This is a genomic window from Pseudanabaena sp. lw0831 (assembly GCF_016584665.1).
GTDB lineage: Bacteria > Cyanobacteriota > Cyanobacteriia > Pseudanabaenales > Pseudanabaenaceae > Pseudanabaena.
Window position 1 is genome coordinate 66,746 of sequence record NZ_BBJB01000069.1, and the last position, 13,712, is coordinate 80,457.

General features: G+C 43.5%; 10 protein-coding genes. 1 reads left to right on the forward strand and 9 read right to left on the reverse strand.

What is annotated here, in order from left to right:
* Nucleotides 1-50: 50 nt before the first annotated feature.
* On the forward strand, nucleotides 51-863 hold the full coding sequence (locus tag APA_RS14545) for a MerR family transcriptional regulator (protein WP_201322989.1): 813 nt from the start codon (nucleotides 51-53) through the stop codon (nucleotides 861-863).
* A gap of 58 nt (nucleotides 864-921) precedes the next feature.
* Here the strand turns inward: APA_RS14545 and bchI are convergent, their stop codons facing one another.
* The 9 genes from bchI to APA_RS25240 all read right to left on the reverse strand — a co-directional run bounded on the left by bchI (nucleotide 922) and on the right by APA_RS25240 (nucleotide 13,634).
* Nucleotides 922-1,995 carry a magnesium chelatase ATPase subunit I gene (gene bchI / locus APA_RS14550; RefSeq protein WP_236579590.1) on the reverse strand — a complete coding sequence of 358 codons (1,074 nt, stop codon included), beginning with the start codon at nucleotides 1,993-1,995 and terminating at the stop codon, nucleotides 922-924.
* Nucleotides 1,996-2,184: 189 nt separating this feature from the next.
* A complete protein-coding gene (locus tag APA_RS14555) occupies nucleotides 2,185-3,204 on the reverse strand; it encodes a glycosyltransferase family 2 protein (RefSeq protein ID WP_201322990.1) in 1,020 nt (339 codons plus the stop codon).
* Nucleotides 3,205-3,276: 72 nt separating this feature from the next.
* A complete protein-coding gene (locus tag APA_RS14560) occupies nucleotides 3,277-5,103 on the reverse strand; it encodes a hypothetical protein (protein ID WP_201322991.1) in 1,827 nt (608 codons plus the stop codon).
* 89 nt (nucleotides 5,104-5,192) lie between these two features.
* Nucleotides 5,193-6,452 carry a lipopolysaccharide biosynthesis protein gene (locus APA_RS14565; protein ID WP_201322992.1) on the reverse strand — a complete coding sequence of 420 codons (1,260 nt, stop codon included), beginning with the start codon at nucleotides 6,450-6,452 and terminating at the stop codon, nucleotides 5,193-5,195.
* Nucleotides 6,431-7,447, reverse strand: a complete 1,017-nt coding sequence (locus tag APA_RS14570; RefSeq protein WP_201322993.1) for a glycosyltransferase family 4 protein — start codon at nucleotides 7,445-7,447, stop codon at nucleotides 6,431-6,433. The genes APA_RS14565 and APA_RS14570 overlap by 22 nt, the downstream gene beginning before the upstream one ends.
* A gap of 125 nt (nucleotides 7,448-7,572) precedes the next feature.
* Nucleotides 7,573-8,907 carry an O-antigen ligase gene (locus APA_RS14575; protein ID WP_201322994.1) on the reverse strand — a complete coding sequence of 445 codons (1,335 nt, stop codon included), beginning with the start codon at nucleotides 8,905-8,907 and terminating at the stop codon, nucleotides 7,573-7,575.
* Between the two features lie 5 nt (nucleotides 8,908-8,912).
* A complete protein-coding gene (locus APA_RS14580; protein ID WP_201322995.1) occupies nucleotides 8,913-10,400 on the reverse strand; it encodes a hypothetical protein in 1,488 nt (495 codons plus the stop codon).
* Nucleotides 10,397-11,491 (reverse strand): polysaccharide biosynthesis/export family protein, encoded by a 1,095-nt coding sequence (locus tag APA_RS14585; protein WP_236579591.1) that lies wholly within the window; start codon nucleotides 11,489-11,491, stop codon nucleotides 10,397-10,399. Before APA_RS14585 ends, APA_RS14580 begins: the two co-directional genes overlap by 4 nt.
* Entirely contained in the window at nucleotides 11,478-13,634 is a 2,157-nt protein-coding gene (locus APA_RS25240) for a sugar transferase (RefSeq protein ID WP_236579592.1), read from the reverse strand. Before APA_RS25240 ends, APA_RS14585 begins: the two co-directional genes overlap by 14 nt.
* Between the last annotated feature and the right edge of the window lie 78 nt (nucleotides 13,635-13,712).

The following is a 13,712-nucleotide window of genomic DNA, read 5'->3' on the forward strand; positions in this document are numbered from 1 at the left end:
CCTTAGAGGATACTGTGTAATCACAATCAGAGGTTCATGAGGTCAACGAAATGCTCAAAATCGGAGATTTTTCTAAACTCAGTCAGGTGTCCATCAAGGCTCTGCGCCTCTACGACGAAATGGGATTACTCAAACCAATCTCAGTAGATCGCTCTACGGGATATCGGTTTTACACTGCTAGCCAATTACCTCGACTCAATCGCATTCTCGCTTTTAAAGATTTGGGATTCTCTTTAGAGCAAATTGCTCAATTACTAAATGAAGAGGTATCTCCAGAACAGATACGCGGAATGCTACGACTGAAGCAAGCTGATTTGCAACAGCAGATTGAGGTGGAGCAAGGGAGATTGATGAGAGTAGCAGCCCGACTCAAACAAATCGAACAGGAGAACGTTATGTCTGATTATGAAGTTGTAATTAAAAAAATTGAACCGATCGCAGTTGCTTCAATTCGCGAGATTTTGCCTAATTATTTTGCGATCGCAAAGCTCTTTCAAGAACTATATCAATATCTGGCTCAGCAAGGGCTTACCAAGTTCGATTATGATGCTGGCATCTGGCATGACTATGGCTACAAGGAGAGCGATGTTGATGGTGAGGCGGTTGTTTCTGTGCCTTCTTCAGTGAAAGGAAATGCTCGCATTAAGGTCTACGAGCTTCAGGGCTATGATGCGATCGCCTGTGTTGTTCATCATGGCAGCTATAGCAGCCTTAATAAGGGTTATCAACACCTGCTAACTTGGATTGAGAATAATGGCTATCGCTGTATCGGTGCAAACCGTGAGTTTTACATTGAAGGTGGAGCGGAACTTGATAATGAGTCTTACATTACCGAGATTCAGTTCCCAGTCGAAAAAGTTTAAGGGCAAAATGTTTTGCTAATTGGTAGGGCGGGCAATGCCCACCCTACTTCTACAGATTCTATTCTTCTTCAATACCAAAAATTTGATTGAAGGTTTTAAGAACTTTGTAACCAGTATCAATCGACTCAAGAGGATCTTTGCGAAGACGGTGACGCAGACATAGACCGATTACTCGTTTAATGTCATCCACTTCCACTTCCTTGCGTCCTTCAAAAGCCGCGATCGCTCTCGCAGCACGATTGCTGACAATATCGCCACGCAACCCATCAACATTAAGCTCAGAGCAAACTCTGGAGATGTTCAAGCGCAGATCTTGAGGGATATCCACTTCACTGAGGAGAGTTTGCGCTCTCACGATTTTGGCTTGGAGTTCTTCTTGGCGATCTGAGTATTCTTTAAGAAAGCTATGAGGATTTCCATCAAAATTAGTGCGTTCTTCTACTACGCGCACTCGCAATTCAGGTTCGCGTACAGTACGAATTTCGGCGTACATGCCAAAGCGATCGAGCAATTGTGGACGCAATTCACCTTCTTCAGGGTTGCCAGAGCCGACTAATACAAAACGGGCGGGGTGACGAATGGAAATCCCTTCTCGTTCAACAGTATTCCATCCCGAAGCAGCGGAGTCTAACAGCACATCAACTAAGTGATCGTCTAGAAGGTTGACTTCATCAATGTAGAGAATGCCGCGATTTGCTTTCGCTAGTAATCCTAATTCAAAGGCTTTCACCCCTTCCGATAAAGCTTTCTCAATATCGATTGTGCCGCAAACACGATCTTCGGTTGCGCCAAGAGGTAAGTCCACCATGATCACTTGTTTGGTGGTGACTGGTAGAGTTTCGCCATTTGCCACACGGCAGCGCACTTCTTCGCTTTGCAAGTCGCCGTCGGTGGGATGGCTGCTAAAGGGATCGTCAGCAACTACTTCGATTTCAGGTAAGAGGTCGGCAAGGGCGCGAACGGTGGTGGATTTGCCCGTACCGCGATCGCCCATGACCATCACTCCACCGATTTTAGGATCGATGACGTTGAGCAACAGGGCGAGCTTCATTTCTTCCTGTCCGATCACGGCGGTGAAAGGAAATACAGGTCGTCTTGTCGTTACAGTGGGTTTAATGGGAGTTGCAATCAAGGTTTTTAAATTTTGTATCGATAAAATTGTCACTCTAGCCAATATACAGCTTTATCATCGCTGATTTTCTGAAAATTTACAGAAAGCCTATAGACTGTCATGGGATTTGTCCTGTCATATCGCAACATAAAACCCAAAAGAGAATTGCGGAGCTTTGCGCCGCAACCCTCTTTTGGGTTTTAGCTTTAACTACTTATTACTTTTGGCGATCGCCTTTCGCTGACTATCACCTGTTCGCTTTAGCGCAAAATTTTCGATACTGTTATACACACCGCGCGGCAGCATCCAGATGAGATAAGCCGCAAAAATCGTTAGTAGCGATCGCATTGGTTCATAAATTAAGATTTTCCAATTGCTTGCTAAGGCACGATTTACAAGTCGTACAGCAGCTTTGCCGTCTTTGTTGCGAATAGCACGACGGGAGAGGTAGCGGAACTGATAGGCGCGGGCGAGGGATTCCCACTTTGCCAATAAATCGGGCGCATAGGTGCGGGTTTTTGCCATTACCTTTTCCCATGACTCTAACTGCTTAGTCATGTTTGCGGATAAACTATCAGGATTAACACGGTAGAGCGTGAGCGGTTCGGGAATCCCTTCAATTCGCCAATTGGTTTGAATCGCAATTCTAATCCAGCATTCAATATCTTCTGACTGACGGAATTGGTCGTCAAAATAAAAGTCTTCTATTTCACCATAGAGATTGTCTTGGAACTTAATATCCTCCAGCGCTTCACGACGAATCACGGGTGCTGAGCCATTGCCGATTGGGTTACGACAGAGCAAATGGGGAGCATCAATATCGGTCAGTTTTGGCATCTGGTATGTGCCAAGAGAATTGCTATTCTCATCAATAAACGCGGAACGGCTGAAACTAATGCCAACTTTGGGATTTGATTCTAGATGTTGAACATGTTTTTCCAGCTTTTCGGGTAACCAGAGATCATCGCTATCCAGCAGCGCAATATATTCTCCTTGCGCATGGCGAATGCCCGTATTTCTTGCCCCCGCTAAGCCGCGATTTTTTTGATGGACAATCTGGATGCGTGGATCAGCAAACTGCTCACAAATAGCAATACTGCCATCTGGAGATTGATCGTCAACGATGATTAGTTCAAAGTCTCGAAATGTTTGGGCTAAGACTGATGAGATCGTTTCTTTGATAAATCGTTCCACGTTATAAACTGGAACGATCACTGATACTTTAACCATGACTTTCTGTAATTTCCCTGTTATTGACCGATATTTTAAGATTAGAATAGGCGGTGCAAAACGCGGCTTATTCTAATAACGCACATTCCAATAGTTGAGTAGCGTCATAAAACGAAAAAAATCATTTGGTGACTTAGCCCATTGATCAAGAGGCGTTTGCCAAGGATCGCTGCCCCATAATTCCGTAAGTAACTGACGATCTTCAAGAGGAGCTTCTTCCCATGTTTGTCTTAATGTCTTGCTATTTTGAATATACCAACCTAGATTCGGCCAAGAGCCATCTGTGGCGAGTCCTTGATTCCCAACTGTCGAGATTTTACCTAACCGCCTACGAAACCAGTCTCTTGAGAAGACAAAGAATTTTTCGATTGTGGAAGCTCCAGGTCGCCAACCATAGTTTGCATCAAGAATATCTTGCCCACAAATTTTAGCGACAACTTTGCCCCATAGTAAGCGGTTTATTTTCCATTTGGCGGGAATATGACTATATAAATCTGCGATCGCGCGATCGGCGAAAAAATCATCATACGCAAAAGCCCGATACATAGTTTGCCCAGAACTAGCAGGGACATAACAGAGTGGGAAGATGCGTCTATTTTCAACTTTGAGGCGATCGCTGTCTGAGCTTAGACGAGTTGGTAAGCCCTCAAAATAGGTTGAGAAGCGCTGCTCCATCTGCGCTTTAAAAGCAGGGGGGAAGGGTGGTGACTGATATTCAGGATAGGGAAGAAAGCTGTCAACACGTTGTTTTTTATAACGAAAGAAAGGCAGCGTTTTTCCAAATAACTTTACAAATTCTTTGTCAAGTATCTCTCCTTTAAAAAGCATATCAGCCGAGCAAGCTGATAGTACTGTAGAAACCCCAAGTTGTTGTAATAACTCATGAGTACCTAGGAAGTGATTATCTTCCAATGACCACATCGCTCCTGAGATACTGACTCCTTTTTTCATCCAGCGCGGATAGTAGTCTTTATCCCTAGCAAAGCCAATATATTTGACCCCTGCTGACTCGCAGAGCTTTTGTGATAATCCCGATTCTCGATTTGGCACATCGTATAAATTAACTCCGAACATCATTGATGGATCGGCGGCTGCAAATAGTAATAGTCGAGAATCCATACCTCCACTGATAAAAGTCGCAGTTTTACCAAGTCGTGGCAATGTGCGAATACGAATCGCATTGCTGAGAGCATCAGCAAGCTGATTGACTGTATCCAGCAAGTTGTCAAAGTATCCATCTTGGTGCGGCTGCCAATATTCACTCTCGGAATAGGTGGTATGAGCTAAATCCCAACATAGGTGCTTGGCGGCTCCTGCATATTTAATTTCGTTGTAATAAGTGTGCGGTGGCGTAGCTTGCCATTCTTTGAGAAATTCAGCCATGGAGACATGATCGGGTGTTGTTTTTACCGCCGAATCAGATGCGATCGCATCAGCAAAAGTGGAGATCACGCAGCCTTCTACTATTGCGGGTGAATATAAAAACAGGGGATGACCGCCAAAATGATCGCTTAAGCAATGCAATCGCTGCGATCGCGGGTCCCAGACTAAAACTATTGCCGAGCCGTTGTGCCGCTCAATGGCGGAGATATTACCTTGAAGATAGCGATCGAGAATGAGTCGATTACTCAGCCCGCCCGTAATGTGATTCATCTTTTCCGCTCGTTGCCAGTCTTGCTCATCCCATGCCACACGACCAGACGTGAATATACGCACGCCTGTCGCAGGGTGATAAGCAGGTGCAAACAAAAGTGGAGGATCTTGACTCACCCAAGCGATAGAAAGGTGGCGTTCAGAGAAAATATCAATTTGCTCATTGGGAAAGAACTTTAGCCTCTCTGCGGCTTTGGCAATTCGATCAGAATTTTGTTCACCAATGATTGCGTATAGCCCTGCCATGTTCCAAAGCTCCTTTTAGAGAGTAATTAATAAAAAACCAAAATAGAGTTGTGGCGCAAAGCGCCGCAACTCTATTTTGGTTTTTACAGCTATAAAGTGCGAACATATCGATTTACCCAAAAAGTATAAATTGGTAAGGCGAGCCAATGCGCCAAAAGCACAGCTACAGCGATACCAATGATATTCCAATTTACTCCTATCAGTAATGAGATCGCAAAGAAGCCTGTAAAGAATATATTCCATTTAAGATCCCAATTTGGTTTGTCCATAGCCCATAAGGCTCTCGACGCAGCATTTGCAAAAGGGCGAGGAATGGCGGAAAGACAAATCAAGATCAAGATGGGTATAGCTGGCAGCCATTTTGAGCTGAAAACAATCGGCACATAAATAGGAGCAAGACTAGACTGCAAAAGTACGAGAGGAACCACAATCCATGCGATCGTTTTAAAACTGCTAAAGTAACGTTCTTTAAATTTAGCTGGTTCAGCACGGGCGGCACATAAATGTGGGAATAGGGCGGAGTCTAACGCCTCGATCGCGCTCATACTAATCCCCAAACCTGCATTAAAAGCAAAGTAATAAATGCCGAGTGCCTCAACACCAAGGAATTTCCCAGCAATCAGATAGTCAAGGTTATTCCTCAGTGTATTCATCATTTTAATCCCCAAAACACTGCGCCCAAAACGGATGATTTCTTGCCAGTTTTTAAGTGAGAACTCCTTTTTGGGTCGCCATGATTGGTTAAAGTAATGGATTGCGACCCATATCGGTCCAACGATAATTTTGGGTAAGATGATCGCCCAAATGCCTAGACCACAAAGTGCCAGAATAATCGTTAATACATTATCAAGGGAAACTTGCACTCCATTGGCTAAGGCTAAGACATGCAAGCGATTTTCTCGCTGAGATAGGGAAGCTTGAACTAATCCCCATGGAATCAATAGATAAACAACTGCCATTCCACAAATAGGTAAAATCAGATTATTATCATGATAGAACCAAGCAATAGGAAAAGAAATAAGGCATTGAATTAAAAACAGAGAGCTACACACAATCCAGTTTAGACAATATGCTGTTTGAGATAATTCCTCTATGTCTTTTTCATCTGCTTGAATCAGCTTATCCCAGATCCCATTTTGGGTAAACACCTCCACAAACGCATTTGTGGTGAGGATCAAAGCGGCTAATCCATATTCGTATTTAGAAAGTTGTCGCGCTAAGATGACAGTAGCCGCTAGCCGCGAGATGCGAATGAACAGTTCTGACAAACCTAGCCAGCCGAGATTTTGGAGAAATCGACTAGCTAGTTTTTGCTTAAGAGTATCGATTAATTGGCTAATAGCTGACATAGTAAACCCTCCCATGAAATCAAGTAATCTTCCCAAGCATTTCTTACCAATTCTCTTCCCTTTATCCCCCATGCACTCAGTTCTTCAGGAGACATTTTATCAATGTTGATGATCGCTTCTGCAAAGGCTGCTGGATCATTTGGCGGGACAAGCAGTCCACAATCACGCACCTGTTCGGTTAGTCCATCTACCTGAGAGACAATTACTGCTTTTGCCGCCGCCTTTGATTCTAAACAAACATTGCCCCATGGTTCCCAGTTGGAAGGAATAATCACGACATCGCACTGAGCTAAAAATGATGGCACATCGGAGAGAGAACCGACAAAACGAATACGCGGATCATCGCCAGCCAGCGATCGCAATAAATCCTCATGTTCACCATAGCCACCGATCAGTAATTCAATATTGGGGTTTTGGACTTGTTGCATCGCTCTTAGCAATGTGTCAAAGCCTTTTTGCTGATCAAATCTACCGTAAGCTCCAAGCACAAGGGTTTTGCAACGCGGCTTTTCGGGTAAAGCAAGAAACTGATCGAGAATCCGACATTGTCGAATCATCGCCAGATTTTGCGATCGCACAAGATGATGCGATCGTATCCATTTTTTTTGTCCTTCCGAAATGGTAACTACCAGATGAGCAAGCCCATAGGTAAGCCGCAACATGAGTCGAAATCGCCAAGGCGATCGCACTTTCCAATGTTCAAAGCTTTCAGAATAATGATGCTCATGGATTAGTAATTTAGTCCTAAAGCGAAGACGCAGTAATCGCCATAGCGATCGCCATGAGCAAGGATCATGCCAAATCACAATATCTGGTTTGAGTTCTGACAGTTTGGCTAAGACTTCACGTTCTGAGAGAAATAGAAATTCAAATTTTTCCCTGAGTCGAGAATTAGTGAGACTACTACTAGAGCTTTTAATTCCACCAATATTGCGATCGCTAAGCAGATGGATGATTTTGGGTTTGGGAGTCGTAAGCTCGATTGGCAATGTCATGGTGTCAATTCTTCCGTATTTATATTAAGTACTTGTGCAAAATAAATTACCCAAACCCGTAAAGTTGCCCCCCTGCGGGGCGCAACTTTACGGGTTTGGGGGTGTAATTAATTATGTGCATCTGCTTAGATATTAGTGGTTTTATTTTGGGTGATCGCTTCAATGCGCTCCTCATGAGGGCGCTCTAGAAATCCCATGCCGATCCCGATTAATCCTGGCCAGTATAAATAGGCAAGAATTTCGAGATTTTCGCCAAAGGTATATAGAAAAATTACCAGCAACATCGTTAAGCCTAACTTCGCGGTATCACTACGCTGTGACTTGATCAGCAAATCAATAAAGCTATAGATCATCGGAATTGCTAAAGCCCCAAAGCCCACTATCCCTTTGACAAACAGCAATCCATACCAAGTATGATGCGAACCAATCGGCATATATTCCACCATATGTGGCCCGCTCTCGACGATGCCATGTCCCCATAATGGGGCTTCGGTTTGCCAACGTTCGATCGCAATTCTGCCGAGAGCCGCGCGTACTCGTGAAGAATCTTTACGCGCAGCGGTAAATTGTTCCGAAAAATTTTCCAATCCTTCTGACAACATTGGCATAGTTACACCCCCCGTACTAGCGATCGCTCCCGTTATCATTAGCGAAAGTGGTCGAGAAATTCGTGATAGGAGTTCCACCAAAATCCAAACTACAGGCAAACAGAGCAATGCTAACCGAGATTTGGATATCTGACACATCATGATGCAGCCTGCGATACCGAGATACTTCCATTTTTTGCAAGGTTCACGCAAGATCATAAAGAAATAAATGTTAGCGACAAAGCCTAATGCTGGAGCCCATGGTGTAAATAATCTCCAACGTGGGGTATTGTCTGCTGGGTCAATTTCATAGAGACGGAATTCAAAAAATTCTGGACCAGGTCCACCGATCACTTGCAATGGAGAGATAAATAGTTTTTCTGGCAGTTTGACATAGTAAGCGGCAATAAAAATGGGAGAGAGCACAAACACCATCGTACAAACCAGGGCCGCCGCCCGATAGAGTAGCTTTGGTCGAATTGGCAAGCACCCCGCCATCGGGAACAAAGCCAAGAGCGCCCATCCCTTTGCCCAGCCAATAGAGGATTTAATAATCTGTCCCATATCTAAGTAGTAATCTAGATGTCCCATTATTAGAGACAACTGCATCAGCATCATGCCACCAATCCACATCCAAACACCAACAGGAACACGAATGCGCTCCCATAAAGGTGTACTGGGATTCTGTCGCCACCAACGCAAACATAAACATCCCAATAAGAGCCAAGGCAAAATTGCGCCTAGTACATATAAACCGCCAATAAAATAAATCGCAAAAGTTCCTACGATCGCATACCACACCAATTTCTCTTCGAGGTTTTCTGGAGTGATTCTTAAATGTTGTGGGGTCTGGAAAATTTTTGCTATGTTCATAGTGACTATCCCATTTTGCTGCGATCGCCATTGGGGATAGCGCGTAAATTAGGTAATTCCTTCACCTCAGAATGGTCAATTTCCCCATACTCAAATTCATTGTTGCGCTTCTGGATCATCGACTTACGCTTCCATAGCAAAAATACACCTGTGGATACAAATAGCGAACCGACAAAAGCTCCAGCTAAAACTAGTTTTGGTTGCGGGGACGCAGGCTCATCAGCCAAGCTGGGCGGTGAAAGCAGTTGTGCCAAGGGATAGGCGGTAAAAATATCAGATTTGCTTAAATCAATTTTGGCAAGGGAAGAAGCGAAAACAGCTTCGGCAACTTGAGCATCCCGTTGTAAGCGATCGAGTTCCAATTGCTTTTGGGTCAAGTCCCGCAAGCGATTGTCAAAATTTTCAATCTGGCGGCTGATTTCATCCGCTTGTCCAGACACACCTCTCTGTTCCGCCTGTACTGCTACTAAATCACGATAAAGGCTTTCTTTGCCTGTGCTACCCGCCACATTTAAATTTAGTCGGGCAAGCTCTTGCAAATTTGAGCGACGCTTTAATAAAAAACTAGCGCGATTGTTGATGGCTGCACTAGCATTGCTTTTACGTGCTAATTCTTTAACCACATTAGGATGATTTTCGCCCCATTTAGAATTTAAAACCGTCAAAGTTGCGGTTGAGTCGCTGTAGTCTCTAAGACTCTGTTGATAAATTGGATCGGATTGTAAAGTAAAAGCATCACTAGCCTCATTTACACTCAATCCTAGACTGTCAGATAATTGTTGAAGGCGATCGCTTAATAAGATATCTTGAGCAAGCATTTCCGCCCGTTGTTTCCGCAATTGCTCTAGGCTGACAGCCACTTCTTTCACCTGCTCGGTGGTACTGAGTCCCGATCGGCTTTTATAAGCTGCTAACTTCTGTTGTGTCTCTGCTAATTTGATTTTTGCTGAATCCAGCGTTACCTGTGTACCATCATCTCGCTTCGAGATTTCATCTTGACGCAACTTATTCACTTTTTCCATGAGCTTCTTATGAAGCGCAAATCCCCTTTCTTGGGCAGCTTCCGCAGTAGGCGCTTCGATTTCCACTTGCAATATGGAAGTATTATCAATTAACTTACTTTTGGGCTTTCCTAATTCTGACATCTTGATATTTAGAGATTTAGCCGTTTCTTCTAATACAGGTTCATCATTGAGAATATATTGATAATTGGCTCGGGGATCTAGGGAAGATCCACCAGAATTAGAAGTACTAGATGAAGAAGCTTGACCGATGCTAGGCAGGTTCACATTTGCCCCTACATTTCCTCCTGGTAAAATGATTGCCATTTTACTGACATATTTAGGCTTGGCGGTTTTTAAATACAACAGCGCTCCTGCCCAAATCCCCGCATTGAGAACTAATCCTAATACCAAATAAACCCACCAGCCCGAACGTAGCGATCGCGGCGGAGATTCTAGATCGATGCTTTCTGTAGTAGGTTCCTTACTCATCGATTACTCCCACCGAAGATATCACGAATAATTTTAATCGGATTAAGAATATCACCAATAAAATCTAAAATACCTCGGACTTCTGTTACTGTCGAATCATAACAGGAAACGCTGTCTTGAGGCATGAGAAAGGGATTTGTGACATCATCTTTGGAATTGCGGATTAAATCTTCAACGGCGCGATCGATCGCTACAGTTTCCCCAGTCTCACGGTTAGCGCGAACCAATACTGCCCGCCGAGCAGCATTGGTTGATGTTGTGCCACCAACGCAGTTTGCAGCAACCACAGCTTGAGAAAATCTTGCGCCATAGGGGAACCCTGTGGAATCCTTGTTAATCCCAGCCGTGGAATTACTATTAGCAGGAATTGATAAGTTCGATAAAAAAACCAAAATACCGGGTGGTGTAATCTGAGAGGGACGCACAATCCTTGAATCGATTCCCTGCCTCTTAGGAACTACGACCACATCACCTGCGACTAGCGGTATATCTGTCACCTCTTCCCCAGTAAAAATACCTGTAAAATCAACCGTGATCTTTTTGTTTTGGCGAATTACAGTGATTTGGGTGATATCAGCAGTTGGCATTACCCCCCCTGCTGCGCGTAAAGCTGAAGTCAAAAATCGTTCAGGAGCATAGTCTCCTGATGATTGAGAAAGCTGCTGAGCACGAATTTCAGGACTGCGATTATTGATCTGCACGCGCCCAGGCTGAAAGGTTTCACCAGACACATTGACTTCTATTGGAGCCAAGACTAATGGCGTAACTGAGACTTGGACAAACTGAGCTTGAAAATATTTTTTTTCGATTAACTGATTCTTGATTTGAGCTTCAAGTAACGGAATTTCTAACCCGACTACGGGTAAGGCTGGAAGATAAGGGATCGAGATCGTTCCATCTATATTTACTTCATAGACACCATTAAATAATTCGCCTTCAGGAATGAGTAGCCTTAGGCGATCGCCTGGGGAAAGAGGCAATGCTGATATAGGTTGACCAGTAAGAATGTTAATCGCAATTGCTGCGATCGTTATTGATCCCAAGACTTTAATTTTGTTGGTTTTGACCTTGCGATCGCTAGACTGCGCCATTGTTTCGTTCAAATAACACTGCAATAGTTCTCCAGATTAGCCAGAGATCATACCTGAGGCTCCAATTCCGCTTATAAGTCAGATCAAAGATCATTACCTCCTCAAAGCTCCTAACAGTAGAGCGCCCACTTACTTGCCAGACACCACTTAGCCCTGGTTTGACATCGAGCCGACTCCATTCGGTCATTTTTTCGTCAGTATATTCATTTTCTAGCTCGTATAGTCCAACTTCGCCAAAGGTCGGCGGTCTTGTTCCGATCAGACTCATATCTCCTGTCAGTATATTCCAGAATTGGGGAAACTCATCAAAGCTGGTTTTACGCAAGAATTTCCCGACCTTAGTGATTCTTGGATCATTATTATTTTTAAAAAACTTACCATTATCACCATTTGTCGATTGCCCATCCATAGAATCAGCAATTTCATTAGTGACTTTTTGCTTCAGTATCGCCGCATTTTTGACCATTGAGCGAAACTTCCAAATACCAAAGGGTTTGCTCATCAGCCCTGCTCGTTTTTGCTTAAACAAAATCGAACCCTGACTCTCAAGTTTAATCGCGATCGCAATTGGTACAAACAAAAGTGCCGTTATGCTTAAGCCTATTAGAGATCCTACAATATCCATGAGTCGCTTCGGGAAACTGCGAACAGATGGATGCACAGGTACAATGGGATCTATCTCGATCGCAGGATAGAAAAAGTACATCACATAGGCGATCGCGCAGATGACAGGAATATTAATAAGCGCTTGATAGATACGATGAAAATTTGTAGCAATCCGATGGGACTTGCTTTGAGGCGATCGCGAGTTTTTTTGATTTGGGAAACGATTAGTGCGCGTTGCTGGTTCAATATGAAAAATCTCATCGAGGTTAGTCATCTTTAAAACCGCTAGCACTTGTACATTGACGCTCCAAAGCACGAGTTCAGTTGGTTCGGGTTTGTCTGATTTGCTATCCATCTCTCGTATAACTTTTAAACAAGATACCAATGCACCGATACCTGAACTATCGATGTAATTAGTTTTCGACATATCGATGATGATTTTGCGAAAGCTATCTTCCTCTTCGCATAACTGTCGAAAATCATCCTTTAATTTTCGTGCTTCAGTGTTGAAGATATTTTTGGGTGTACTGATTAAAACAGTGTCATGAAAACTGGCAATCTGTACATCCTGTAACCCAAACTTCACTGATTCATGATCGCTTCCCATCGGGATAAATACCGCTTCAGGATACAGATGCGCGATTTCCTCGGCACGAACAATCAATAAGTCTAAGGCTTTTAATGTCCTTAGTAGGCGAGCGGAGAGACTTAAATCTCGGATGCGGGTCTTGGACTCTACAAAAATTATTTTGCTTTTACATAAATACTTCGCCGCCACCAAAAATGGTACTGATACACCAGCTCCTGTTGAAAGCACTAGCGCAGGACGTTCTTTGCGTAATAACCGAATCGCTAATAATAAATTTCTGACTAGATTAGGTATATTGCGATTGGTAGGACTATGCGCCCAATAGGCTTTTTCTTTAGTTAGTTCCGTTGCCGTCGTACCAGTTTTAAAGGTTATCCAAGTTCGCTGTGAATATGTTTGCCAATATTGGCTTAGCCCCTGTAGCCCTTTGAAATGACCGCCCGACGAGCAAACCAACATCAGTTTGGCATAGTCTTGACTGGGATAGCGATCGTTCAAATAGTCACATAATTGCTTATCTTCAGCAAAATTTAGAGCTTTGCGGGAAATGGTAATTAATTTTAGGAATTTCGCTAAATCCGCAGGGGATCTGGCAATTAATACCCCTTGATTTTCTAGGTCATCAGCCATTTCTAGCTGATGATTGTCCACATGCTCATGGAACTTTGACGTGCGTGGAACTAAGATATAGGGCTTATCGAAATCTTCAAGTAGTAGAGCTGTCCCCTCGCCGCAATGAGCGATTACTGCGCTCGATTGCTCAATAGCTTTCCGAAACTGTGACTCAGGCATTACTTTGCTCACCTTAACATCATCAGGAAAGCGTGTTGACGATCCATATTGGATTGTAACCTCCTCATTAATTATTCCCTCTTTTATTAATAAGTCAACCCAATCCATCAATGCATTAAATGGATATTGCTCAGTACCAACCGTAACAAGTATCATAACTAATTATCTTCCCCTCTTATTTTCGCTATATTTACCTTCATTATGTCTATATAAAATAATTATTACACTGAATAA

Bases quoted from the DNA above. Each gene is read 5' to 3' on its own strand.
- APA_RS14545 (WP_201322989.1), top strand. From the start codon at position 51: ATGCTCAAAATCGGAGATTTTTCTAAACTCAGTCAGGTGTCCATCAAG.
- APA_RS14555 (WP_201322990.1), bottom strand. From the start codon at position 3,204: ATGGTTAAAGTATCAGTGATCGTTCCAGTTTATAACGTGGAACGATTT.
- APA_RS14560 (WP_201322991.1), bottom strand. From the start codon at position 5,103: ATGGCAGGGCTATACGCAATCATTGGTGAACAAAATTCTGATCGAATT.
- APA_RS14565 (WP_201322992.1), bottom strand. From the start codon at position 6,452: ATGTCAGCTATTAGCCAATTAATCGATACTCTTAAGCAAAAACTAGCT.
- APA_RS14570 (WP_201322993.1), bottom strand. From the start codon at position 7,447: ATGACATTGCCAATCGAGCTTACGACTCCCAAACCCAAAATCATCCAT.
- APA_RS14575 (WP_201322994.1), bottom strand. From the start codon at position 8,907: ATGAACATAGCAAAAATTTTCCAGACCCCACAACATTTAAGAATCACT.
- APA_RS14580 (WP_201322995.1), bottom strand. From the start codon at position 10,400: ATGAGTAAGGAACCTACTACAGAAAGCATCGATCTAGAATCTCCGCCG.
- APA_RS14585 (WP_236579591.1), bottom strand. From the start codon at position 11,491: ATGGCGCAGTCTAGCGATCGCAAGGTCAAAACCAACAAAATTAAAGTC.
- APA_RS25240 (WP_236579592.1), bottom strand. From the start codon at position 13,634: ATGATACTTGTTACGGTTGGTACTGAGCAATATCCATTTAATGCATTG.